General features: G+C 31.7%; 27 protein-coding genes and 1 pseudogene. 14 read left to right on the top strand and 14 right to left on the bottom strand.

The window, feature by feature from the left end:
- Position 1: 1 nt before the first annotated feature.
- Both DZ67_RS0104055 and DZ67_RS0104060 read left to right on the top strand, forming a co-directional pair.
- Complete coding sequence (locus DZ67_RS0104055) at positions 2–607, top strand: class I SAM-dependent methyltransferase (RefSeq protein ID WP_024788202.1); 606 nt, start codon at positions 2–4, stop codon at positions 605–607.
- Complete coding sequence (locus DZ67_RS0104060; RefSeq protein WP_024787387.1) at positions 604–1,299, top strand: MBL fold metallo-hydrolase; 696 nt, start codon at positions 604–606, stop codon at positions 1,297–1,299. The genes DZ67_RS0104055 and DZ67_RS0104060 overlap by 4 nt, the downstream gene beginning before the upstream one ends.
- Here DZ67_RS0104060 and DZ67_RS0104065 read toward each other — a convergent pair.
- On the bottom strand, positions 1,286–1,921 hold the full coding sequence (locus DZ67_RS0104065) for a TrmH family RNA methyltransferase (protein WP_024791778.1): 636 nt from the start codon (positions 1,919–1,921) through the stop codon (positions 1,286–1,288). The two genes, DZ67_RS0104060 and DZ67_RS0104065, sit on opposite strands and share 14 nt — an antisense overlap.
- A gap of 66 nt (positions 1,922–1,987) precedes the next feature.
- On the opposite strand from DZ67_RS0104065, the gene DZ67_RS0104070 reads away from it, so the two are divergent.
- The 4 genes from DZ67_RS0104070 to DZ67_RS0104085 all read left to right on the top strand — a co-directional run bounded on the left by DZ67_RS0104070 (position 1,988) and on the right by DZ67_RS0104085 (position 7,917).
- A complete protein-coding gene (locus tag DZ67_RS0104070; RefSeq protein ID WP_024787389.1) occupies positions 1,988–3,685 on the top strand; it encodes a lysophospholipid acyltransferase family protein in 1,698 nt (565 codons plus the stop codon).
- 63 nt (positions 3,686–3,748) lie between these two features.
- Entirely contained in the window at positions 3,749–6,412 is a 2,664-nt protein-coding gene (locus DZ67_RS0104075) for a bifunctional YncE family protein/alkaline phosphatase family protein (RefSeq protein ID WP_024787390.1), read from the top strand.
- Positions 6,413–6,452: 40 nt separating this feature from the next.
- Complete coding sequence (locus DZ67_RS0104080) at positions 6,453–7,196, top strand: UDP-2,3-diacylglucosamine diphosphatase (RefSeq protein WP_024787391.1); 744 nt, start codon at positions 6,453–6,455, stop codon at positions 7,194–7,196.
- Positions 7,186–7,917, top strand: coding sequence for a patatin-like phospholipase family protein (locus DZ67_RS0104085; RefSeq protein ID WP_024787392.1), 732 nt, complete (start codon positions 7,186–7,188; stop codon positions 7,915–7,917). Before DZ67_RS0104080 ends, DZ67_RS0104085 begins: the two co-directional genes overlap by 11 nt.
- Here DZ67_RS0104085 and DZ67_RS0104090 read toward each other — a convergent pair.
- The 7 genes from DZ67_RS0104090 to purB are packed head-to-tail and all read right to left on the bottom strand — an operon-like array spanning position 7,904 to position 13,209.
- Entirely contained in the window at positions 7,904–8,683 is a 780-nt protein-coding gene (locus DZ67_RS0104090) for a metal ABC transporter permease (protein WP_024789583.1), read from the bottom strand. The genes DZ67_RS0104085 and DZ67_RS0104090 overlap by 14 nt on opposite strands.
- Entirely contained in the window at positions 8,664–9,392 is a 729-nt protein-coding gene (locus DZ67_RS0104095) for a metal ABC transporter ATP-binding protein (RefSeq protein WP_024787394.1), read from the bottom strand. The genes DZ67_RS0104090 and DZ67_RS0104095 overlap by 20 nt, the downstream gene beginning before the upstream one ends.
- On the bottom strand, positions 9,389–10,192 hold the full coding sequence (locus DZ67_RS0104100; protein ID WP_024787395.1) for a metal ABC transporter solute-binding protein, Zn/Mn family: 804 nt from the start codon (positions 10,190–10,192) through the stop codon (positions 9,389–9,391). Before DZ67_RS0104100 ends, DZ67_RS0104095 begins: the two co-directional genes overlap by 4 nt.
- Positions 10,161–10,553: a Fur family transcriptional regulator gene (locus DZ67_RS0104105; RefSeq protein WP_024787396.1), complete on the bottom strand. Its 393-nt coding sequence runs from the start codon at positions 10,551–10,553 to the stop codon at positions 10,161–10,163. The genes DZ67_RS0104100 and DZ67_RS0104105 overlap by 32 nt, the downstream gene beginning before the upstream one ends.
- A gap of 37 nt (positions 10,554–10,590) precedes the next feature.
- Positions 10,591–11,199: a protein-L-isoaspartate(D-aspartate) O-methyltransferase gene (locus tag DZ67_RS0104110; RefSeq protein ID WP_024787397.1), complete on the bottom strand. Its 609-nt coding sequence runs from the start codon at positions 11,197–11,199 to the stop codon at positions 10,591–10,593.
- Positions 11,196–11,888 carry a carbon-nitrogen hydrolase family protein gene (locus DZ67_RS0104115; RefSeq protein ID WP_024791274.1) on the bottom strand — a complete coding sequence of 231 codons (693 nt, stop codon included), beginning with the start codon at positions 11,886–11,888 and terminating at the stop codon, positions 11,196–11,198. The genes DZ67_RS0104110 and DZ67_RS0104115 overlap by 4 nt, the downstream gene beginning before the upstream one ends.
- Positions 11,872–13,209 carry an adenylosuccinate lyase gene (gene purB, locus DZ67_RS0104120; RefSeq protein ID WP_024791275.1) on the bottom strand — a complete coding sequence of 446 codons (1,338 nt, stop codon included), beginning with the start codon at positions 13,207–13,209 and terminating at the stop codon, positions 11,872–11,874. The genes DZ67_RS0104115 and purB overlap by 17 nt, the downstream gene beginning before the upstream one ends.
- Positions 13,210–13,325: 116 nt before the next feature.
- Between purB and tatB the strand changes: the two genes are divergently transcribed.
- Together tatB and DZ67_RS0104130 are read left to right on the top strand one after the other, a co-directional pair.
- On the top strand, positions 13,326–13,745 hold the full coding sequence (gene tatB, locus DZ67_RS09800) for a Sec-independent protein translocase protein TatB (RefSeq protein WP_024787399.1): 420 nt from the start codon (positions 13,326–13,328) through the stop codon (positions 13,743–13,745).
- Positions 13,746–13,784: 39 nt separating this feature from the next.
- Positions 13,785–14,669 (top strand): RluA family pseudouridine synthase, encoded by an 885-nt coding sequence (locus DZ67_RS0104130; RefSeq protein ID WP_024787400.1) that lies wholly within the window; start codon positions 13,785–13,787, stop codon positions 14,667–14,669.
- Positions 14,670–14,909: 240 nt separating this feature from the next.
- Here DZ67_RS0104130 and DZ67_RS0104135 read toward each other — a convergent pair whose 3' ends face one another.
- The 6 genes from DZ67_RS0104135 to fliI form a co-directional block, all read right to left on the bottom strand.
- Positions 14,910–15,704 carry an EAL domain-containing protein gene (locus DZ67_RS0104135; RefSeq protein ID WP_024791779.1) on the bottom strand — a complete coding sequence of 265 codons (795 nt, stop codon included), beginning with the start codon at positions 15,702–15,704 and terminating at the stop codon, positions 14,910–14,912.
- A gap of 86 nt (positions 15,705–15,790) precedes the next feature.
- On the bottom strand, positions 15,791–16,015 hold the full coding sequence (locus tag DZ67_RS11230; RefSeq protein ID WP_084043358.1) for a diguanylate cyclase domain-containing protein: 225 nt from the start codon (positions 16,013–16,015) through the stop codon (positions 15,791–15,793).
- A 29-nt stretch (positions 16,016–16,044) separates the two neighbouring features.
- Positions 16,045–16,206 (bottom strand): PAS domain-containing protein, encoded by a 162-nt coding sequence (locus DZ67_RS11235; RefSeq protein WP_084043334.1) that lies wholly within the window; start codon positions 16,204–16,206, stop codon positions 16,045–16,047.
- The gene (locus DZ67_RS0104145) at positions 16,142–16,873 is read right to left on the bottom strand and encodes a hypothetical protein (RefSeq protein WP_024791780.1); all 732 of its coding nucleotides are present in this window, start codon (positions 16,871–16,873) and stop codon (positions 16,142–16,144) included. Before DZ67_RS0104145 ends, DZ67_RS11235 begins: the two co-directional genes overlap by 65 nt.
- A 32-nt stretch (positions 16,874–16,905) precedes the next feature.
- Positions 16,906–17,112 carry a PAS domain S-box protein gene (locus tag DZ67_RS0104150; protein WP_024787402.1) on the bottom strand — a complete coding sequence of 69 codons (207 nt, stop codon included), beginning with the start codon at positions 17,110–17,112 and terminating at the stop codon, positions 16,906–16,908.
- Positions 17,113–17,136: 24 nt separating this feature from the next.
- Positions 17,137–18,435 (bottom strand): flagellar protein export ATPase FliI, encoded by a 1,299-nt coding sequence (fliI, locus tag DZ67_RS0104155; protein WP_024787403.1) that lies wholly within the window; start codon positions 18,433–18,435, stop codon positions 17,137–17,139.
- Between the two features lie 59 nt (positions 18,436–18,494).
- Here fliI and tig point away from each other — a divergent pair, with 59 nt between their 5' ends.
- The 6 genes and pseudogenes from tig (at position 18,495) to DZ67_RS10575 (ending at position 22,721) form a co-directional block, all read left to right on the top strand.
- Entirely contained in the window at positions 18,495–19,781 is a 1,287-nt protein-coding gene (gene tig / locus DZ67_RS0104160) for a trigger factor (RefSeq protein WP_024787404.1), read from the top strand.
- A 3-nt stretch (positions 19,782–19,784) separates the two neighbouring features.
- The gene (gene clpP / locus DZ67_RS0104165; protein WP_024791781.1) at positions 19,785–20,372 is read left to right on the top strand and encodes an ATP-dependent Clp endopeptidase proteolytic subunit ClpP; all 588 of its coding nucleotides are present in this window, start codon (positions 19,785–19,787) and stop codon (positions 20,370–20,372) included.
- Complete coding sequence (locus tag DZ67_RS0104170; RefSeq protein WP_024791782.1) at positions 20,372–21,376, top strand: diguanylate cyclase domain-containing protein; 1,005 nt, start codon at positions 20,372–20,374, stop codon at positions 21,374–21,376. The genes clpP and DZ67_RS0104170 overlap by 1 nt, the downstream gene beginning before the upstream one ends.
- Entirely contained in the window at positions 21,376–21,900 is a 525-nt protein-coding gene (gene def, locus DZ67_RS0104175; RefSeq protein ID WP_024787407.1) for a peptide deformylase, read from the top strand. Before DZ67_RS0104170 ends, def begins: the two co-directional genes overlap by 1 nt.
- A pseudogene (locus tag DZ67_RS09805) lies at positions 21,864–22,103 on the top strand (magnesium chelatase domain-containing protein); the annotation flags it as partial. The gene def and the pseudogene DZ67_RS09805, both read left to right, overlap by 37 nt.
- A gap of 447 nt (positions 22,104–22,550) precedes the next feature.
- Entirely contained in the window at positions 22,551–22,721 is a 171-nt protein-coding gene (locus DZ67_RS10575; protein WP_156919573.1) for a hypothetical protein, read from the top strand.
- Positions 22,722–23,217 lie beyond the last annotated feature (496 nt).

A 23,217-nucleotide genomic window follows, 5' to 3' on the forward strand; every position in this document is an offset into this window, starting at 1 on the left:
AATGTTTTTTGATAATTTAGTAAAAGATTACGAAGAATGGTTTGAAAAACATACAAAAATTTATGAAGAGGAGTTAAAAACAATTAAAGAATTATTGCCTGAGGGAAAAGGTATTGAAATAGGGGTGGGAACCGGCAGGTTTGCAGCACCTCTTGGCATTAAAGTTGGGATTGAACCAAGCAAAGAAATGAGCGAAATCGCCAAAAAAAGAGACATTGAAGTAATTAATATTACAGCTGAGGAGATGGATTTCGAGGAAGAGTTTGATTTTGCTTTGATTGTAACAACAATCTGTTTTGTAAAAGACCCACTTAAAACGCTTCAAAACACATATAAAGCATTGAAACAAGGCGGGTTTGTAATTGTAGCTTTTGTAGATTTAAACTCTCCTCTTGGCATGTTTTATGAAAAAAATAAATTTAAGTCTAAATTTTATAAAGAAGCTATCTTTTTTACAAAAGATGATATAATTGATTTACTTCAAAAAGCCAGATTTAGTGAATTTGAATGTGTGGAAAATTTATACGGAGAGGGTTTAGATAATTTAAGTTTTGAAATAAAAAGTTGCAACGGCGGGGCATTTAAGGTTATAAGGGGAAGAAAATGAGATTCAGTATAGTTTTTGATAATTACAGGGCAAATGAAAAATTAGAGAGTTTTTGGGGATTTGGATGTATTATAAATGATAATTTTTTGTTTGATACAGGTTCTAACGGAAGGGCGCTAATCAGGAATATTTCAAAAATGGGATTTGATATAAAAAAACTTGAATATCTTTTTATTTCACATCCTCACTGGGACCACATAGGAGGAATTGATTCTGTGGTTGATATAAACAGAAATTTAACAATGTTTTTACCGGATTCATTATCAGCATTATATATAAGGGATTTAAAAAAATTAAGCAAAAAAGTAAAAGTTATTAATGAATATCCCACTAAACTTTTTGATAATTTTTATTCAACCGGAGTTATGCATCCAATTGGTGAACAAAGCCTTGTAATTGATGAAGGTGATTTTTTCATTGTGGTTACAGGCTGCGCTCATCCGGGAATTGTGAATATTGTAAAAAGGGCAATTGAAATGTTAAATAAACCGGTTTTATATGCGCTTGGCGGGTTTCATTTAATGAGAAGCTCTGAAGAAGAAATAACTGAAACTGTAAAAGAGCTTAAAAATTTAGGGGTTGAATATGTAACTCCAACGCACTGCAGCGGAGATTTGGCAATAGGGATGTTTAAAGAAACTTATGGGGAAAATTTTATACCGGGCGGAGTCGGTAGAATTATTGAATTTTAGATTTTTTATGTCTCACCCTCCTTAGTTCTTTTTCAATAATATCATCATAAGCCCATTTTTTAAGGGTTTTTTGAATAAGTTTAGGTGGCAGCTGAGGTTTGTTATACATTCCTTTTGCCTGTCTCTGACGCTGGGCTTCATACAGCATTACTGCATTTGCCACAGATACATTAAGACTCTGACTCATTCCGTACATTGGAATAATTACTTTTTTATCGGCATATTTTATGCTGGTTTCACTAATTCCTTCAACTTCGTTTCCAAGAACTATTAAAGTAGGCTTTGTGTAATCAACTTCCCTGAAATCAATGGAAGTTTCATCAAGCATAGTTACAATAACCTGGTAGCCATCTTTTTTTATTTTTTGATAAAATTTTTCAATATCTTCAATATATTCGTGAAAAATCCAGTTATGGGCGCCCATAGTTATATCATTATTTAATTTTACTTTTTTTTGATGTCTGTAATAAAGTTTTCCTATATTTACGGCATCGCAGGTCCTGACAATTGCTGAGAGATTGTGGGCGGAATAGACATAATCCATAAAAACCCTTAAATCCCGCTGTCTTGTGTTTAAAATTTGTTTCATTTTACCTAATCTTTCCTGAGTAACTAAATACACTTTTTTCCTTTTTGTTATTTGAATGTTATTTTAACATTTTAAAATAATGAAAAAAATGGAGGTTTTATGTTAAATATTAATAAAACAGTCTTAAAAAAATATCCTCAGTTAAAAAAGCTTCCAAAACCTGTCTCTAAAGGTGTAATTAAAACAATAAACAAAATTGTCCATAAAAATGAAATTGACGAATTTTTAAAAGAATTTCCCCAAAAAGAGCCTTTTACTTTCATTGAGGAAGCGCTTGAGAAGTTAAATTTCTCTTATAAATATACAGTATCTGAGATAGAGAATATTCCCGTAAACGGCAGGATTATAATTATCGCGAATCATCCGACGGGTATTTTAGATACATTTTGTCTTATTGATTTGGTAAAGAAGGTCAGAAAAGATATAAAGGTTATGGCAAATAATTTGTTGTTACTTGAACAGTTAAAATCTATTTTAATAGGTGTTGATAATTTTGAGAATAAAATTACAAAAACTTCCTTATCAAACATAAATAAATCACTCCAAAATGAAGAAGCAATAATTATTTTTCCATCAGGTGAAGTTTCAAGGCCGACTCCCACAGGAATAAGGGACGGCAAATGGCATAAAGGATTTTTACATTTTGCAAAACATAATAAAGCCCCGATTTTACCTGTTTTTATAAAAGCTAAAAATTCCAAAATATTTTACAGTATGTCTTTGATTAATAAAAATTTATCTTCTCTTCTTTTATTTAATGAAATGTTTAAGAAAAAAAATTCGCATCTTGAATTTAAAATTGGAGAATTAATCCCGTTTGATAGTTTTGATAATAAAATTGATGAACAATATCAGGTAAAACTTTTTAAAAAACATCTTTATAAAATTGGAAAAAATAAAAAGGAAGTTTACCAAACTCAAAAACCGATTATTCATCCTGTTGATAAAAAAGAGCTTAAAGATGAATTAAAGCGCTGCGAAGTTTTAGGAAAAACAACCGATGGAAAAATTATATATCTGTATAAATATTCTCCAGACAGTGTTATTTTAAAAGAGATTGCAAGGCTAAGGGAATATACATTCAGAAAAGTGGGCGAGGGGACAGGTAAAAGAAAAGATAAAGACAAGTATGATTATTATTATGACCATATAATTTTATGGAATGAAGATGAACTTGAAATAGTGGGCTCTTACAGAATAGGAAATGGAGAGTTTATATATAAAAAATTTAAAGAAAAAGGGTTTTATACCAATACTTTGTATGAATTCGGTGATGAGTTTATAAAAATTTTACCGAATGCAATAGAACTTGGAAGAAGTTTTGTAGTACCAAAATACTGGGGCAGCAGGGCGCTTGATTTACTTTGGCAGGGAATAGGTGCTTATATTAAAAGTAAAAATAATATTAGATATCTTTTCGGGCCTGTGAGTTTAAGCACTGAAATTCCTCTTTTTGCCCAGGAGATGATAATTTATTATTTTGATAAATATTATGGAAAAAACAAACATTTAGTAAAAGCAAAAAATCCTTTTATTGTTTCAAAAAATTCATTGGAAGAATTTAATTCTGTTTTTAAAGGCGGTTTAAAAGAAGATTTTAATATTTTAAGAAGCTATCTAAATTACTATAATACTTCTATTCCTACTTTATATAAGCAATATACTGATTTATGCGAAAGAGAAGGAGCCAGCTTTATAGATTACAATGTGGATGAGGATTTTAACAATTGTATTGACAGTTTTGTATTGGTTGATATTTCTACCATTAAGCCGCAAAAGAAAAAAAGATATCTTTAATTGTTATTTTAATGTTATTTTAATTTCCTATACTTTCTTTTGAAAAACTTTTAAGGAGAGGGAATGAAAATTAGAAAATACGGTTTGATGTTATCAATTGGTTTGATAATGATGAGCGGATGTGCAAACAATATGAATTTGGACAGACAATCAAAAAATGTTCAAAATGAATATTTTGCACCGACCGGAGATAGGTTAACACCCGCAGGCAAATTAATAAAATACGGAACTGCGGACATAGAGCAGCATGCAATGGACTGCAGGCTTTCGCCGGATGGGAAAATACTTGCGGTTGAGGGGAGGTTTTATTTAACATTGATTGATACAAAAACAGATAAAGTTATAAATGAAATTAATCTTAAAAAATCTTTTTTATCTAAAAAACATTCAGGTAATATGTATTCGGGAATTGCTTTTTCAAAAGACGGAAAACATATTTACTGGACAACAAGTTTGGGAGATATTCTGGAAGCCGCTTTAACAGGTACAAATGCGGCAATAAGTAAATTTTATCATTTTGATAAAGAAAACGGCAGACCCGCACTTCCTAACGATATAAAATTTTCAAAAGACGGGAAATATATGTACGTTACACTTAACGGTGCTGATAAAGTAGCAAAAATAGATGTGGCCACAAAAGAATTGGTTTGGGAAAAAGGGACAAAAGGAAATTTCCCATACGGCTTGGCAATTGCCAATAAGAAAATTTTTGTTACAAACTGGGGAGGGAAATTAGCCAATCCGTATAATGACATTGTTTCAAAAGGCGGATGGAATAATGAAAAAGCAGGATTTATAAAGGTTGATTCCATGAGTGAAAGTGCGGCAAGCGGCACTGTAAGCGTTATGGATGAAAACGGCAATGTAATAAAAACCTTAAACGTGGGGCTTCATCCGAATGACATTATTTCAAACGAAGAAGGAAGCAAAGTTTATGTGGCAAATGCAAACTCCGATACTGTTTCGGTTATTGACACAAAAACTTATAAAATTGAAAATATAGGTGTTTCACCAAACAGGGTTCCTTACGGATTTTCTCCTGATGCCCTGGCGCTGTCCCCAGATGAAAAATTTCTTTTTGTGGCGGATGGAAACCTTAATTGTGTCAGTGTAATTGATTTAAGTAATAATCAAGTAATCGGACTTATCCCAACAGGTGCGTATCCTGGGGGGCTTGATGTTTCAAAAGACGGGGAAAAGTTATATGTAGCCGATACGGAAGGGCTTTATTCAAGAGCTACAACTCAAAATAAAAATGACAAACACTTCAAATTGAATTATCCTCAAAAAGGAAGAAAAAACATTTCAACTGCTGGGTATTACAATACACACAGAGAATTTGCATATATTTCTGATATAAAATTGCCTGAGCTTGAAAAAGAGGATTTACAATACTGGACAAATCAGGTTAAGACCAATATGCAATATAGAAAACTTAAAAAAGCAATCGAAGAATCTATGCTTCCTCCGAGAAAAAATGTTAAACCTGTTCCGGTTCCTGAAAGACTCGGGGAACCTTCTGTATTTAAGCATGTTATTTATATTATAAAAGAAAACAGAACGTATGACCAGGTTTTAGGTGATATGAAAGAAGGTAACGGGGAAGCTTATTTAACGGTATTCGGTAAAAAAGTTACTCCTAATATGCATAAATTAGCACGTGAATTCGGACTTTTGGATAATTTTTATGATGTAGGCAAATGTTCGGCCGAAGGACATCCTTGGAGTGATAGTGCATTTGTGGATGATTATGTGGAAAAAAATGTAAGAGGCTGGTTCAGGGGATATCCTCATGTAATTTTGGATGCGATGGTTTCACCAAAAACAGGATATATCTGGGATGATGTTCTTTTCCACGGACATACTTTTAAAAATTACGGTGAAAATGTTCAGGCTGATGTTCCAAAATATTCAACATGGAAACAGTTTTATACTGATTATAAGAATGGAATTTCAATACCGTTTAAAAATTATGTATCTTTAAACAATATTGCAAAATATACTTCAAATACATATCCGGGATATGATCATCACAGAATACCTGACGAGATAAGGGCGGACGCATTTATTAAAGATATTAAAAAAGCAACTGACAGTAATTTCCCTGATTTTACCATAATGGCTCTTCCGGCTGACCATACTTCTCATCTAAAACCTGGATATCCGACACCTGCGTCAATGGTTGCGGATAATGATTTGGCTTTGGGGAGAATTGTAGAAGCCGTTTCGCACAGCCCTATATGGAAAGATACTGTAATTTTTGTATTGGAAGACGATACCCAGGACGGCTGGGACCATGTTTCTTCATACAGAGGTCCTGCATGGGTTATCAGCCCTTATTCAAAAAAACACCAGGTAATTCATACTTTTTATACACAGTTATCGGTTTTGCATACTATAGAAAGAATTTTAGGAATTCCTCCTATGAATATTAATGACGCAACTGCCCCTGTTATGTACAGCTGTTTTACAAATAAACCTGATTTCACCCCTTATACGCATGTTAAAAACCAGATACCTCTTGATAATATGAATCCAAAACCTGATGAGTTAAGTGGATTGGCTCGTAAATGGTCTCAAATAGCATCAAAATTGGATACAAAAATGGATAATTCAGCAAATGATGATTTGCTCAATAAAATGATTTGGTATTCTGCAAAAGGCTATAATACGCCTTATCCTTCAAAATATGTTATAAAAAGCAGCCATATAGACGATGACGATTAAAATCACGGAAAATTTTCCGTGTATTTTCAGGGAATGAGCAATGAAATATAAATCAATTTTTATATCCGATGTGCATTTAGGGACAAAATATTCAAAGACAGAAAAACTTCTTTCATTTATGAGGAAAAATGAATCTGAAAATCTTTATCTTGTTGGTGATATAATTGATGGTTGGGCATTAAAAAGAAAAATAAAATGGGCTCAGTCCCACTCAGATGTTATTCAAAAACTTTTAAGAAAAGCAAGAAAAGGAACAGAAGTTTATTATATCACCGGAAACCATGATGATTTTTTAAGGCCTTTTTTGCCAGTGGTATTGGGGGAGAGAACCCATATTTTAAATGAGGCTGAATATGATGCAATTAACGGTAAAAAATATTATATTACACACGGTGATTTTTTTGATTCTATAACTATGACAAAAAAATGGCTCTCAATCCTTGGAGATTACAGCTATGAAATTCTGCTTCATTTAAACGACCCGATTAACAGAATCAGAAAAATCTGTGGAATAAACAGATACTGGTCACTTTCAAAATATATGAAAGACAATGTCAAATCTTCTGTCAATTTTATAACCGATTTTGAAAATGTATTGGCGCAGTATGCAAAAACAAATAAATATAATGGTATAATCTGCGGGCATATTCATAAAGCTGAAATAAGAAAAATAGGGGATATTGATTATATGAACTGCGGGGACTGGGTGGAATCCTGCACTGCTTTGGTTGAAACGTATGAGGGGGAATGGAAAATAATTGAATGGTTAAATTATGAAAATTAATCTGGCACTTTCAGGCGGAGCCTTCAGAGGGGCTTTTCATTTAGGGTTTTTGGAAGCTATTGATTCAAAGATAGATATAAATGCAATTTCAGGCAGCAGTATAGGTGCATTAATCGGTGCAAGTTATGCATGCGGGGTAAAACCTCAAAAACAGCTTGAACTTTTAAAATCAAAAGCGTTTAAAAAAGTTTTTAAATTCAATTCTCTTACTAAAGGCTTTTTTAAAATAGATATAAATTCAGAGATTGCCAAAAAATTTATTCCACTTTCAACTTTTGAAGAACTTAACATTAAAACATATGTAAATGCACTCGATTTAAACAGCGGAAAAATTATCTACTTTGAAAAAGGTGATTTAAAAAAGGCTGTTTTGGCTTCAAGTGCCATAATGCCTTTTTTCCCTCCGGTTGAGCTGGATAATCTTTTTTTGGTTGACGGGGGGATTAAGGAAAACCTGCCTGTCGGTGTTTTTAAAGAGGGGATAATTGTCGGGGTTGATTTGTTTCCTTTAAAAAAAGAGTTTAAAAAAAGCTTTTTTGGAATTTTAAAAAGAATGTTTTATCTTTCATGGAGGGTTTCGTCAGAGGGCAGCATTAAAAAGTGTAATTTTTATATAACCGATGAAAGACTTTCAGATTATAAGCTCTGTTCATTTAAAAATTTTGACGATTTGTTTGAAATGGGGTATGAGAGGGGAGAGGAGTTTCTTAATTCTTTTTAAAAAGGCTCAAAAAAAGTCCGATACTTGCAATAATTACAATAGCAGGGGTTGGGGCGATGTCGTATTTTGCACTTATAAAAATTCCGGCGGTTGTAAAAACTGCGGCTAAAACAGCACTTAAAATAATCATTTTATAAAATTTATCTGTAAATCTTTCGGCTATAAGAGGCGGAATTGTAAAAAGAGCTAAAACCAATATAATTCCAATGGCTCTTACGCTCATTACAATACTAAGAGTCGTAAGAATTAAAAACAGTGTATAAATAATATTTGCGTTTATCCCCCTTAAATATAAAAATTCCCTGTCATAACTCATTGCAAGAAAATAGTTATATAAAAAAATTATAGAAATTAACAAAATAAAATCAACTCCTATCATATATTTTAAATCATTTGAATCAACAAGTAGAATATTTCCAAACAGATAACTTAACACGTCTGAATGATACCCTGGAGCCAAGGATAAAAATAAAATTCCCAAACTCATTCCAAGCGCCCAGATAACACCTAAAAAACTGTCAAGCCTATGGGGATATTTTATGGAAATAAATGCCAAAATCAGTGTTAAAAAAATGGCAAAAACAGTGGTTGTTAAAAGTACGGAACTCCCAAGAAAAATTGCAAGTCCTATTCCTCCAAAACTTCCATGGGCAATACTTCCGGTAATTGCTGAAGCTTTGTTTATAACTATCAGTGAGCCTATTATTCCAATTGCAATGCTAAGAAGAATTCCTGCATATACTGAATTACTTATTAAATCCCACATTTTTTTCCTTTAAAAAATCCATAAGCTCAATTTCGCAAAAATGCTTGTCTGTTGGAATATTAAGTTTTGGACCTTCGTGAATTACGGCAGTTTTATTAATATAAGCTATTTTATCAACTTCTTTAAATAATATTTTAATATCGTGACTAACAACAATACGTGTTATTTTAATATTTTCTATTAAATCAAGAATTTCTTTTTGTCCGTTTATGTCTATTGCGCTTGTAGGCTCATCCATTATTAAAATTTTAGGCTCGGTGACAAGTGCCCTTGCAATTAAGACTTTTTGCCTCTGGCCTCCTGAGAGATCGCTTATTTTTTTATTTTTAAGATTTTCTATTTTTAATTTTTTAAGGATATTTACTGCTTTTTCCTTGTCTTCTTTTGAATAAAAAAATTTACCTTTTTTAACTCTTCCCTGAAGCACTATATCAAAAACGGTTATTGGAATATCAAGGGAAAAGGTTGTATATTGGGGAACATAACCTATTAAATTTCTGGCTGAAAGCGGGGATTTATTATAAATTTTAATTTCCCCTTTATCTGGTTTTAAAAATCCTAAAATCAGTTTTAAAAGGGTGGTTTTTCCACCTCCGTTTGGCCCGATAATAGCTAAAAACTCTTTATCATCAAGAGTTAAATTAATATTTTTCAATATCCATTCACTATTATATTTAAAGAAAAGCTCTTTTATTTCAACCGCTTTCATTTAAGGGCTTTAATGAGTTCTTTAATGGTATATCTCGGATCTTCATTCAAAGGACTTATCACATAAGTTTTGGCATTTATTTTTTGAGCGATGATTTCGGCATATTTTTTAGGAAATTCCGGTGAAATTATTACTGTTTTTATATGATTTTCTTTTGCTGTTTTCAACACTTTATTAAGATATGAAAAGCTTGGTTCTTTACCTTCTTTTTCAAGAGCAACTTCTTTTATGTGAAAATCCTGGCTGAAATGATAAAATGCCGGGTGGAATGTAATAAATGATTTTTGATTTATATTTAAAAATCCTTCTTTTTCCAAAGCAGCTAAGGAATTAATATATTTTATATAATTATTTAAATAAAATTCTTTGTTTTTTGGATCTGCTTTAATTAATTCATCTAAAACAACTTTTGCTTCAAGCTGTAGTTTAGCAGGGCTTAGCCATATATGCGGGTTGGGTTCTTTATTTAAATATTTTCCAAAATATACCACTTTTATATTTGGATTTGTTTCTTTAATTTTGTTTATATATTTTTTATCAAAAGGCACTCCGATTGTAAAATAAACATCTGAATTTTTAATGTTTTTAAGCTCTTTAAAACTTATTGAATAGGTTGCAGGGCTGCTTCCGGGAGGTACCATTACATAAACATTGGCCTTTTCTTCGGCAATAGCTTTAACAACGCCTTTTTGGGGTAAAACCGTTACACTTATGTTTAAAGCAAAACTGAAAATAGGCAGTAATAAAATTAAAATTTTCCATTTTCCATTATCCATTTTCCATTGTTTTTTTGCATTCATTGCATATTCCTTTAAATTTAATTTCAACTGAATCTATTTCAAAATCCGTATATTTGGTTAGACTTATTACATCTTCAGGCTTTAAAGCATTCAGGCAGTAAATTTTTTTACATATTTTGCATTCAAAATGTGGATGAATAGGATTGTGAATTTTACAGTTTATTTCATAAAAACTAATGCCCTCGCTGTTTTTTATTTCTCTTATTATCTTTTTTTTAAGTAAGGAATGTATGTTTCTGTAAACAGTTGCTTTATCTACATTTAAATTTTTTTGCAACTCTTTTGCAGAACAGATACCTTTTTGTAACAATTTAGCTATTTTTAACTCTGTTTTTTTAAGATTTAATAACTTTTCACACATGTTGAAATTATATCAAAAATGCAACTTGGTTGCAATACTATTTTATTATCCCTTTTTTTAAAGGGACAAATTCACAGGTCTCAATTTCTTCTTTTTTTCCGTTTTTATAAAATTTTGTAATTATCTGTTTGTTACCTTTATTAATTGGGGCTAAAATAAAACCGTTATTATTAAGCTGGGTGAATAATTCTTCCGGTATCTCTTCTGTTGCAACGGAAAAAAGTATTCTCTCATAAGGGGCAAATTCTCTCCAGCCAGCTCTTCCGTCGTCGCATTTTATATTTATATTAAAGAGTCTCATTTCTTCAAACCGTTTTTTTGCTTCTTTAACAAGTCTGCAGATTCTTTCAACTGTAAAAACGCGTCTTACAATTTTGCTTAAAATTGCCGCCTGATATCCGCTTCCGCTGCCTATTTCCAAAACTTTGTCAGTCCCGTCCAATTCAAGCAGACAGGTCATTTTTGCAATGGTTAAAGGGGAGGAAATTGTAGATTGTTTATCAAGAGGGAGGGGGGTAATTTCATAAGTATGTTTTTCCAAGCCGGCAGGCACAAAAAATTTTCTGTCAATTTCACAGAATGCTTTGTAAATAGCGGGTGAAAAATTTACAAAATCGGCTAATTTATCTGCTAATATATGATTCATTTTATTCCTATGTCAAGTTTTTTTCTGATTTTTTGGTTTTTTTCCAAATCAATAAAAGTGATTATTTTTTCGTTTTTAAATTCAACACCTTCACCCCAAGCATCAAAACTGCATCCGTAAGGCTTTTCATTTGCACTGTTTACCGCCAATACCTGGGACTGGGAGGAAAGAGCCAGGGCTTTATTAAGAGTTTTAAAGTGCTCAATTCTCTCTTTTCCCCATCTTGAAGGAGCTAAAATCAAATCAATGCCTTTAAATTTTTCCCAATACTGGGTAAATCTGATTTCAAAACAGATAAGACTTGCTATTTTTAAACCTCTCCATTCAAAAACATCCGGTTTTCCGCCTACTTCAAAAAATTTTTTTTCATATCCGAAAAGATTATATTTGGCTCTTTTGTAAACAAGACCGTTGTCAAAAAAACAAAAACAGTTTTTGTTTTCTAAAATAATACTCATAGCAAATGCTTTATTTATTTTTGAAAGTTCATCTATTGCAAATTCACCGAATTCATTAGCTTTTTTCCAGTTTTTATAATCAAACCCGGTTAAACAGACTTCCGGAAAAAGAAGAAAATCGGAAGAGGAATTTTTTATTATATTAATAACTTTTTCTAAATTTTTTTTATAATCATCGGTTGTATAAAAATTAACTAATTCAACTTTTAACTTTTCACTTTTCACTTCCATACACTCTTTTATAAATTTTGTCTACATTTCTCGTATAATAATTGTAATCAAAAAGACTTCTTATTTCATCCTCTTTCATAACTTTTCTCAAATCCTCATCTTTTAGCAGGTTTTCCAAAAACAGGCTCTCACCTTTGTCATTGATTGGTTTTTTTCCTTTTTGAAGCTCCTCCCATACTTTCATTGCGTTTCTTTGAACTATTTTATAAGCGTTTTCCCTGCTTATTCCTTTTTTGGGAAGTTCTAAAAGAACTCTTTGAGAAAATACAAGCCCTCCCGTTAAATTAAGGTTTTTCATCATATTTTCCGGATATACCAAAAGATTTGCAATAATATTATTTAGTCTGTGGAGCATAAAATCGGTGGTAACAAATGCGTCCGGCAGCCAGAATCTCTCAACCGAGCTGTGGCTTATGTCTCTTTCATGCCAAAGGGCGACATCTTCCATTGCAGGAATAGTATAGCTTCTGATAACCCTTGCTAAACCTGTAATATTTTCGCTAAGAACGGGATTTCTTTTGTGCGGCATTGCGGAACTTCCTTTTTGACCTTTTGAAAAATATTCTTCCGCTTCATAAACTTCCGTTCTTTGAAAATGTCTTATATTTACCGCTATTTTTTCCACTGTGCTTGCGAGCAGTCCCAAAGATGAAGCAAGGCGCGCATATCTGTCTCTCTGGATTACCTGATTTGAAATAGGAGCCGGTTTAAGACCTAAAAATTCACATGTAAGCTCTTCAAGCTCAATCGGAGCGTGGGCAAAATTACCCATAGCACCGCTTAATTTTCCGACACTGATAACGTCAAGTGTTTCTTTTAAATTTTTAAGGTGTCTTTTCATTTCTTCATACCAGATGGATAAAACAAGCCCAAATGTAATAGGCTCCCCGTGAATTCCGTGGCTTCTTCCAACCATTAACGTATATTTATGCTCCATTGCCCTTTTTTTAATGCTTTCCATTACCATTTTTACATCATCAATAATTATTTTAAGAGAATCTCTCATTTGAAGGGCTGTTGCTGTGTCAATAGTGTCTGAGCTGGTGAGGGCATAATGGACCCATCTGCTCTCCTTTCCCAGGCTTTCAGCCACGCTTGTTAAAAATGCTATTACATCGTGTTTTGTTTCTTTTTCTATTGTCTCAATTCTTTTAATATCAAATTTTGCATTTTCAATAATTTTTTTTGCATCAACATCCGGAATTAAACCCAGTTTGTTCCATGCTTTTACCGCCGCTTTTTCAACTTCCAGCCATGCGCCGTATTTAGCTTCCTGGCTCCACAGTTTTTTCATTTCACTCCTGGCATATCTTTCAACCATATATATCCTTTTTTTTGATACAATTATACAATAATATAGTACATAGTGAGTAGTGAGCTTGCCCGGCCGCTTGCAAAGCGGCGTGGTTGTGAGTAGTAATAATAAAAGGATAAATTATGCCGGATATGGGCTTTAGCGAAATTTTATTTGTGGCGGTTATAGCCATTATTGTTTTGGGACCGGAAAAACTTCCGGATGCCATGAGGGATTTGGGAAGACTTTTTATAAAAATAAAAAAAATGTGGAGGGACGCAACGGCTGATATCAGAAGAGAGCTGGAACTTGAAGAGATGAAAACGGAAATGGAAGAATATAAAAAACAGCTTCAGGAGCTTCAAAATAAAGTAAGCGGTGAAGTAAACGATATAAAAAGCTCCCTGACAAGTCTTGATGAACTTACGGCAACAGGAAATACAAGGGATTTTTCAGATATGATAAGCTCCAATGAAAAAAAAATGGATAATATAAAATGTAAAATGGAAAATGAGGGTAAAAATAATGAAAAATTAGAAAAAAATGAAAATAAAGAAAAATAATTATCCATTTTCCATTATCAATTTTACATTAGGATAATTATGGGTTTTGTAGTTAAAGAATTTGAAATTGAAAATCAAAAAATACTTGATTTTTTAATTGAACTCGGATTTGGTATGCGTGAAGCCAAAAGGGCGATTGACAGGGGCAGGGTCAGTTTAAACGGAAAAAGGGTGAGTGAAAAATCCGCAAGAGGCAGCGGTATTCTTAAAGCCATAGTGTTCGAGCCCAACGGTTACGGACTAAAACCTGTTTTTGAAACAACCCATTTTGCAGTTTTTGACAAACCGAGCGGGGTTGCTATTCATCCAAAAAAACTGGCTAACACCAAAAGTCTTCTTGATGATGTAAGGGTACTCTGGGGAAGAGATGCAAATTTGGTCCACAGGCTTGATCGAGAAACGAGCGGACTTGTAATGGCGAGTAAAAATAAATTTGCCGAGAGCGTTTTAAAACGCTCTTTTCAAAACAAAGAAATAAAAAAAAGTTATCTGGCCCTAATCAGGGGGCATTTGGATAAAATTATGACTATTAAAAAACCCATTTTGGCAAACAGAGATGAAAATATAAAAGTTAAAGTAATGATTCATCCCGAGGGTAAAGAATCAATAACCATTATAAAGCCCGTTAAAAAAATAGGAGACAACACACTTGTTGAATGTGATTTGTTAACAGGCCGCCAGCATCAGATAAGGGTGCATCTTTTCAGTATAGGCCATCCGGTTGTGGGGGATCCGTTATACGGGGTGGGCAATGAATTTGCCGACAGATATTTAAATAAACAGATAAGCGAAGAAGAGAGAATTAAAACAACCGGGGCAAAAAGGCTTATGCTTCATTCTTACAAGCTTGAATTTTATTTTATGAATAATAAATATGTAATAAAAAGCGATAAATTTTTAGAAATATTGGCACTGGCTAAATAAGTTCAACAAAAAGTGCAAATTTTTTCCTTTTCGCAAAAGCTAAAAAGCATTAACTCGCTACGCTCAAACAAAATGCTTTTTTTAACACTTTTTCTTCACTCAAATTTGCAATTGTTTCACTTTATTTAGTCAGTGCCGAAAAAATTAAGCTAACTTTAAGCTTTTTCTGATATAATTTTAGCTCAATTTCCCCTCCTTAAAAGTTTTTAATAATTACCTCCTCTTTAAGCCCTTCCGGGCTTATAAAAGAGATTTAAATTCATTAAAAGGCATAGGCTTATAAAAATAAAATCCCTGGATATAATCACACTCGGCATTTTGGAGCAGTTTTAACTGGTTAATGTTTTCTACACCCTCGGCTATTGTTTTCATATTAAATTTATGGGCAAAATCAATAATTGTTTCAACAATGGCATAATCTTTTTTTGAGTTTTCTATGTTTCTTACAAAAGATATATCAATTTTTAAATAATCAGCCGGCAGATCTTTTAAATAACTAAACGATGAATAACCCGTTCCAAAATCGTCAATTGAAAGTCTGAATTTTTTATTTTTAAAATAATTGAATATTTTCTTGGTATATTCAATATCTCCCGCTATTTCCCTTTCAGTTAATTCTATATTTATAGGTAAATTGTGTATTTTTTTAAATAAATTTTTAATATGCTCTTCATCTGTTAAGGATTTACCTGAAATATTAAAAGAAAGGGGTATGTTTATCTGTTGCAGATATTCTAAAAATTTTGGAAACATCTGTTTTTCTATTGTTTTTATAAATCCGCTGTTTTCGGCATAATCTATAAAACTGTTAGGATAAATTATTTTATTGTTGTGTTTGATTCTGAGAAGTGTTTCCGCCCCTGCAATTTTTAAAGATTTTGAATCCACATACGGTTGAAAATGATATATAAATTCTCTGTGTTTCAGGGCATTTTTTAATAAAGTTTTTGTCTGTGTGTAATCAATGATGGCTTTATTTATTTCATTTGAGAAAAATTCGTATCCGAATTCCCCTTTTTCTTTTGCAATTTCCAAAGCTATATATGCTTTATCAAATAATTTTACTATGTCGGTATCATCATTGGGATATAGAGCAATGCCTAAATTAAACAGAAATTTTATTATGAAATTCTTCCAAAAATATCTTCTGTATGGAAAAATGTTTTTAAAAATTCAGCAATTTTTTTTAATATATAATCACCCGCTTCCAGCCCGTTTATCTGATTGAATATTTTAAAATCTTTTAAATCAATTATTATAAAGGCATATGTCTCTTTTTCATTTATTTTTTTAGAAATCTGATATATAAATTCCTGTCTGTTTGGCTTTAATTTTTTTTCTAAAATTGTCTTTTAAATAAAAAAGCTCTCCGTTTTTATTTTTGTTTATTAGAATGACAGCCCGATTTAAAAATTCTCGGATTTTTTCCTATTAATTCATGCAGTTTATATTTTGTAATTTCCTCCACACTTTTATTCGCATATAAAATATTTGCATTTTCGTCTGTAATAAGTATCCATGAATAAGTTTTTGTCAATAGCTTCTTTTAGCAAATCAAGTAGTGTATAATCTTCTATTTTTTTAATGGCATATTCAATGTCTTCTTTTATCTCTTTAAAAATTGATAAACAAACTTTATTAAAATAATTTTTGTATTTTACGCATAAACCAATGCCTGCGTCTATTTTGCCGTTTTTATAAATTGGTATAAATAATGCTGAATGAAAATTATTGTCAATTAATTGTTTTAGTAATTTTTTATTTGGGAAATTAACTGAATTTATATCATTTATTATCATTATTTGATTTTTAAGAATATATTGTGTAGCCATACATTTGTCTGAATATTTTGGGTCGGTTTCAAAAATTTCTGCTAAATACTCTAAAAACTCTTTTTTATAATCTCCTTTGCAGTATTTCAACTCCATTTTTGTAAAATTTTCATTTTTTGTGGCAATACATACAAAATCAAATGTTTTTTGATTGTAAAAAGATTCCATAACGTTTTTATATATTTCATCTTTAGAAGAGAGTTTTATTATAATTTGATTTATATTTTTTAAAATTTCAAGCAAATTTTCCTTTTTGATTTCTTCTGTAATATCTATTGCATAAATTAGACCTGCAAACGAATCGTTTAATTTTATTGTCTGAGAATAAATATTTACTAATTTAAATTCATTGTTTTTATTTATAACCTGCAAACTTTCATATGTTTTTGAAAAAAATTCTCCGTTTAATCTTTTTTTATAGTATTTAAAATTTCATATTTTTTTTTATTTAATTTAAATATTGATTCTGGGGAGAAATTTTTTAATTCATTTTGAGAATATCCTGAAATTTCTTGAAATTTTTTATTTGAATAAATTATATTTTTTTGGTATATCATTACACCGATGTAGTTTTGATTATTAAAAATAGAAATTAAATCATTTAAATACATTTAATTTCTCCTCATTTTTTCAAATTATAACAAGCTTTTTAGCTGATTAATAATCTCTTCATATTTGTATAATTCATCGGGATTTTGTCTTAAAAAGTTTTCCATGGCTTCTTTTTTGTCAATGGCTTCATCTAAATCAGGGTCAATTCCTTTTTGATATGCACCGATTCTGATTAACACTTCGTTTTCTTTGAGTATTGAATAGAGATATTTAAATTTTTGCGCAAAATTTATATGCTCTTTATCTACCACATTCGGCATTACCCTGCTGGCTGAAGAAAGAATGTCTATTGGAGGATATAGCCCCCTGTCTGTCAGTTCCCTGTTTAAAATAATGTGTCCGTCGAGTATGCTTCTGGCCTGGTCCGCTATAGGGTCGGCCGAAGTGTCGTCTCCTTCCACCAATACTGTAAAAAATGCAGTGATAGAGCCTTTTCCTTTTTCTTTTCCAGCCCTCTCCATTAATTGCGGTAAAAGAATAATTGAGCTTGGAGGATAACCTTTGCTTGTAGGCGGTTCCCCCTGGGCAAGCCCTATTTCCCTCTGAGCCATGGCAAAACGCGTTATACTGTCCATTAAAAAGAGTACGTCTTTCCCACGGTCTTTAAAATATTCCGCCACCGCCATGGCGCTAAACGCCCCGTATTTTCTCATAAGGGCTGAATCGTCGCTTGTTGCCGCTATAATTACCGTATTCGTCAAATCCCCTTTTAAATTATGTTCTATAAATTCCGGGATTTCCCTCCCCCTTTCGCCAATCAGGGCTATTACTTTAACCTGGGCATCACTTCCTTTTACAATCATACTCATGAGTGTGCTTTTACCAATCCCGCTTCCGGCAAAAATACCCATTTTTTGGCCTTTTCCACAGGTTAAAAGAGCGTCTATCGCTTTAACCCCGGTTGAGAAGACTTCATTTATCATGCCTCTTTTAAGGGGGGAAATAGGTTTTTTCATTATAGGATATTTTGTTTCAAAATTTATTTTACCGAGGGAGTCAATAGGATTCATAAACGGGTCAACCACTCTTCCAAGCAGCCCCTCCCCAACAGGAATTTTCATTCCGTTTTCGTCAATATATACCTTGTCCCCTGTTTTAAAACCTTCTAAAAAACTAAAAGGCGTTACCACAAAAGATTTTTCATCGAGGCTTGTTACCATCCCGAGCATTTCCTTATTGGATGAGACAATTTTTACAATATCCCCTATAGAAGGGTTAAGTCCTACGGCTATAAGATTGGTGGAATTTATTTTTTTTACCGTTCCAAACGGAAGGGATAATTTTTTAGAGCCAATTTTCGATTTGATATTTTTAAGCGGCATCGTTTCCTTTCAATTAATTATAAAATTATGGTATTATACACTTTAAAAAAGGATAATGTATGGTTGAAGCAAAAAAAATTGATTCTGCTAATAGTATAATAAAAGCAAACATAGAAAATCAAGATTTGGAAGCAAAAAAAGACAAAATTGCCAAACAAATTGCAAAAAAAGCTAAAGTTCAAGGATTCAGAGCGGGAAAAGTTCCCGTAAAAGTTGTTAAAAAAATGTATGCAAGCGATATTGAAAACGATGCAGTAAGTGAAGCCGTAAGAGATGTTTTAAATGAAGGTTTAAAAGAGCTCGGAATTAAAGATATGATTGCGGAGCCTGATGTGGTGAAATTTGAAAAAGGCGAAGAAAAAATAGAAGTTGAAATTAAAGTATATTCAAGGCCAGAAGCAGAAATAGAAGGTTACAAAGAATGTGTTCCTGAAATTGAAAAAATAGAAGTAAGCGAAGAAGAAATTAACGAAGAACTTGAAAATATTGCAAAAAGCATGGCTGAAGTAAAAGACAGCGAAAAGCAAGTTGCCGAAAAAGGCGATATAGCGGTAATTGATTTTAAAGGCTTTATTGACGGAAAAGAAATGGAAAACGGAAGTGCCGAGGATTATCCTCTTGAGCTTGGAAGCAATTCTTTTATTCCGGGATTTGAAGAACAGATTATCGGAATGAAAGTGGGAGAGAGTAAAAAAATAAAAGTGACTTTCCCTGAAAATTACGGTGCAAAAGAATTAGCGGGCAAAGAGGCTGAATTTGAAGTAACACTTAAAAAAATTCAGGAAAAAATTCCGGCTGAAATAAATGACGATTTGGCTAAAAAATATTTAAATAAAGAAGACGCCACTTTTGATAATCTTAAAAATCATGTAAAAGAGCTTATTTTAAGCAGAAAAAAAGCCGAAGCTTTCGGACCAAAAAAAGACGAAATACTTGAATGTCTGGTTAAAAAATACGAAATAGATTTGCCTGAGGCCGTTGTTGAAAAAGAACTTGAAATAATGATTAATCAGGAAGCCTCAAAAATGAGTCCTGCTGAAATTAAAGAACTTCAGGAAAATCCTGAAAAAGTTAAAGAACTCAGGGAAAAACTGCTTCCTGAAGCAAAAGACAGGGTAAAACTTACATTTTTGGTTGATGCCATAGCCAAAAAAGAAAATGTTGATGTTAGCGATCAGGAACTTTCCCAGGTAATTTATTATGAAGCTTTAATGCAGGGGCAAAATCCTCAGGATGTAATAAAATATTATCAGGAAAACAATTTATTACCTGTAATAAAAATGAATATGATTGAAGAGAAGTTATTAAACAAACTTCTTGATGATAAATTATCAAGTGAAGGATAAAAATTGAGTATATTAATACCTACAGTAATTGAAAAAACGGGAAGGGGCGAGAGGGTGTATGATATATATTCTCGTCTCTTGAAAGACAGAATTGTTATGCTCCAGGGAGAAATTAACGACCATGTTTCAAGCATTATAGTGGCACAGTTACTCTTCCTTGAAGCCGAGAATCCTGAAAAGGATATTTATTTATATGTCAATTCACCTGGAGGGGTTGTAACAAGCGGTATGGCAATATATGATACCATGAATTATATAAAACCTGACGTAGTAACCATCTGTATGGGGCAGGCGGCAAGCATGGGGGCGTTTTTACTCAGCAGCGGTGCCAAGGGAAAAAGATTTGCGCTCCCTCATGCAAGAATTATGATACATCAGCCTTTGGGAGGAGCCCAGGGTCAGGCAACTGACATTGAAATTCATGCAAAAGAAATTTTAAGGATGAAAAAAGAACTTAACAGAATTTTGGCTGAAAATACAGGCCAGAGCCTTAGAAGAATAGAAAAAGATACAGAAAGAGATTTTTTTATGAGTGCTGAAGAGGCTATGAAATATGGTCTTATTGATAAAGTACTTAAAAATAGAGAATAATGATTGATAAGAGCGATGGTAAATATGCGGGTGTTTCAAATACCTCTACACCTGGGTCTAATTTAGAAAATTTTGCAAAAAGGGTATTTGACAATCTTATCTCAGACGGGGTTCCCCCCATTCCGTATTATTATAAAGTTTATTTTTTTAATGAGCTGGATAATGAAAATGAAGCATTCAGAAAACAGGTTTATGAATTAATATCTTTGGAAGAGAGTAATGATTTAGAAAAAGATTTGGAATTTGAAATAAAACTTAAAAACGCTTTTAAATATTCAAAAGAGCTTTTAAACCATGTTGCGCTGACATATAAAATTACTAAAAAATTAAAAGAACTGCTTGGTTTACAGCTTAAAGAAACAGCCCACATAACCAACAACAAGGCTTTAATAAAATTGATAAACGGTTTTCAAAACAATTTAAAAATAATCGATGAGCGCCTGAACAGGGAAGTTGAAGAGATTAAAAATTTATATTCCCAGAATGTGGAGGTTTTAAAAGATATCGAAAGTAATTCTGTTTTTGATGCGAGATACGGTATATATAATAAAAATTATTTTTTAAATGAAGTTAGGAAAGAACTTAATTTAATAAATAAATTTCATCATACCAGTTCTCTTATAATGGTTAAAATACAAGATGATATTTTGAGTAAACTCAATTCTGAAAAATCGCGTGTCTTAATCAACAGAAGTTTGGCTAAAATAATGCTTAAAACGTCAAGAAGAACAGATATTGTGGCTACATTCGAAGAAAATATTTTTTCAATGCTTCTTAAACATACCGATGTGATAGGGGCGCAAAAAACAGTTGAAAGACTTTCAGATACGTTGTTAAATACCTCTGTTTTTTTAGAGGGTGAAGAACTTACGCTTAAAATTGTGGCCGGTATAGTAGAGCTTAAGGAAAACAGGGATGTGGAAAGATTTATATTTAAAGCGTTAAATACCCTAAAAGAAGCTGAAAGCAACAAAGAATTATATTCTATTGGAAAGGTAGATTGATGGCAGTGCTTGATATAGTTACATATCCGAATAAAGTTTTAAAACAGATTTCAAAACCTGTTGAAAGATTTGATGGCGAGCTTCATAAATTATTGGATGATATGTATGAGACTATGATTGTTAAAAACGGTGTCGGGCTTGCCGCTATTCAGGTGGCGGTTCCAATCCGTGCGTTAATAATTGATATCGGGGATGAAGAAGGAAAACAGAGTGAAAATTCTAAAATAGAAGTAATAAATCCTGAATTTTTACTTTGGGAAGGAAGCCAAAAAGACACGGAAGGCTGCCTCAGCGTTCCGGATTATTTTGACGAAGTTGAAAGATATGCAAATGTTAAAGTTAAATATTTTGACAGATTCGGAAAAGAGCATATCAGGGATGCCGAGGGGCTACTCAGCGTTGCATTTCAGCATGAGACAGACCATCTTGACGGGCATCTTTTTGTAGAAAGACTGGATTACATAAAAAGAAAGAAGTTTGAAAAAGAGTGGAAAAAACTATTAAAACAAAAACGAAAAAAATAAATTCGGCCACACTTGAAGGATTTAGCGCCCAAAAAGTGGAAGTCGAAAGCTCTTTTACAAAAGCTCTTCCAGGATTTTCCATTGTCGGGCTTACAAGTCAGTCAATTCAGGAAAGCAAAGAAAGGGTAAAGTCCGCCCTGCTTAATAACGATTTCGAATTTCCGCCTCTTAAAATCACTATTTCGCTCTCTCCGGCGGATTTGTAAATAAGGAAATAGAAGGCATTAAATAAATATTCAAAACCTTTAATCATAGCCTTTGGATTTGATAAATTAAGAAACTCAACAGATTTTTTAATTTAATAGTATTTAAAAAAATTGAAACTATTAAAGAGCTTTTAAAAGAAAAAACAAGAAAAGCAAAAAAATGAAGAGTTAAAAATGGAAAATGAAAATTTAAGTAAATAAAAATTAAAAGCTATTAAATAAAGAGCAATTAAAATAAAAGATTAAAAGAAGAGCTCAAGAGATATGTTATGAAAAAAGTAAAAGAATTAGCAGAACTAATTTTTATCGATTTAAAAAAGATTTTATTCAGTTTTATTACAAAAAATATTAAAGAAAGAAAAAAAATATTTAGTTGATATTTTAAGAAATAAAANAAAAGAAAATAAAGAATATATAAGAAAAGTTAAGAATTAAGAAAAAATAATGAAAAAATTATTGCTTTTAATTCCGTTTTTATTATTTGCTTTTACTTCAAAATATTTGCCAAATATAAATATTAATATTCAATGCGACAAAGTTTTGCATAAAAAAGCGTTTGATATATGTTATTCGTGTAAATGGAAAACTCCAAAGTTGGTAGTTTATAAAGTATAAAAAAAGAAATAGTGTTATCAGCTTTTTAGTTCTCCAATAAGTATTGAATTTTTTTAAAACCTTTATAAATTCAATAAAAAATAGTAAATATGTTAGAATATTAATCTACGACCCAACCTGTGGGAGTGGTGAATTAGAAAAAAAATTAGAAAAAGAATATATTTTAAATTTAATACTTTAAAAGAGAAGAATTTATTAATATTTATTTTTTAGGGAGAAAAATAAAAATTTAACTTTAATTGAGAGAGGAAATAAATAAGGGTCTTCTGATAATTACAGACGAAAAGGCAAATATTTTATATTTATTGAGAGTAATTTAAAAGAGAAAGAATTAAAGAATATATAAGAATTAAAAAAGAATGTTTTAAGAATATTTTATAATGTACCTAAAAAACTTTAAATCAAGAAAAAAAAGATAATTTTAAAGAAAAAATTAAAGAGGTTTTATTAAATTTTTAAAAAAGACAGAAAAAGAGATTTTTTTAAAAATTCTTCT

Source organism: Lebetimonas sp. JS138 (assembly GCF_000523335.1).
GTDB lineage: Bacteria > Campylobacterota > Campylobacteria > Campylobacterales > Nautiliaceae > Lebetimonas.

Coding starts and splice junctions, on each gene's coding strand:
- DZ67_RS0104055 (WP_024788202.1), top strand. CDS start 2: ATGTTTTTTGATAATTTAGTAAAAGATTACGAAGAATGGTTTGAAAAA.
- DZ67_RS0104060 (WP_024787387.1), top strand. CDS start 604: ATGAGATTCAGTATAGTTTTTGATAATTACAGGGCAAATGAAAAATTA.
- DZ67_RS0104070 (WP_024787389.1), top strand. CDS start 1,988: ATGTTAAATATTAATAAAACAGTCTTAAAAAAATATCCTCAGTTAAAA.
- DZ67_RS0104075 (WP_024787390.1), top strand. CDS start 3,749: ATGAAAATTAGAAAATACGGTTTGATGTTATCAATTGGTTTGATAATG.
- DZ67_RS0104080 (WP_024787391.1), top strand. CDS start 6,453: ATGAAATATAAATCAATTTTTATATCCGATGTGCATTTAGGGACAAAA.
- DZ67_RS0104085 (WP_024787392.1), top strand. CDS start 7,186: ATGAAAATTAATCTGGCACTTTCAGGCGGAGCCTTCAGAGGGGCTTTT.
- DZ67_RS0104090 (WP_024789583.1), bottom strand. CDS start 8,683: ATGTGGGATTTAATAAGTAATTCAGTATATGCAGGAATTCTTCTTAGC.
- DZ67_RS0104095 (WP_024787394.1), bottom strand. CDS start 9,392: ATGAAAGCGGTTGAAATAAAAGAGCTTTTCTTTAAATATAATAGTGAA.
- DZ67_RS0104100 (WP_024787395.1), bottom strand. CDS start 10,192: ATGAATGCAAAAAAACAATGGAAAATGGATAATGGAAAATGGAAAATT.
- DZ67_RS0104105 (WP_024787396.1), bottom strand. CDS start 10,553: ATGTGTGAAAAGTTATTAAATCTTAAAAAAACAGAGTTAAAAATAGCT.
- DZ67_RS0104110 (WP_024787397.1), bottom strand. CDS start 11,199: ATGAATCATATATTAGCAGATAAATTAGCCGATTTTGTAAATTTTTCA.
- DZ67_RS0104115 (WP_024791274.1), bottom strand. CDS start 11,888: ATGGAAGTGAAAAGTGAAAAGTTAAAAGTTGAATTAGTTAATTTTTAT.
- purB (WP_024791275.1), bottom strand. CDS start 13,209: ATGGTTGAAAGATATGCCAGGAGTGAAATGAAAAAACTGTGGAGCCAG.
- tatB (WP_024787399.1), top strand. CDS start 13,326: ATGCCGGATATGGGCTTTAGCGAAATTTTATTTGTGGCGGTTATAGCC.
- DZ67_RS0104130 (WP_024787400.1), top strand. CDS start 13,785: ATGGGTTTTGTAGTTAAAGAATTTGAAATTGAAAATCAAAAAATACTT.
- DZ67_RS0104150 (WP_024787402.1), bottom strand. CDS start 17,112: ATGTATTTAAATGATTTAATTTCTATTTTTAATAATCAAAACTACATC.
- fliI (WP_024787403.1), bottom strand. CDS start 18,435: ATGCCGCTTAAAAATATCAAATCGAAAATTGGCTCTAAAAAATTATCC.
- tig (WP_024787404.1), top strand. CDS start 18,495: ATGGTTGAAGCAAAAAAAATTGATTCTGCTAATAGTATAATAAAAGCA.
- DZ67_RS0104170 (WP_024791782.1), top strand. CDS start 20,372: ATGATTGATAAGAGCGATGGTAAATATGCGGGTGTTTCAAATACCTCT.
- def (WP_024787407.1), top strand. CDS start 21,376: ATGGCAGTGCTTGATATAGTTACATATCCGAATAAAGTTTTAAAACAG.
- DZ67_RS10575 (WP_156919573.1), top strand. CDS start 22,551: ATGAAAAAATTATTGCTTTTAATTCCGTTTTTATTATTTGCTTTTACT.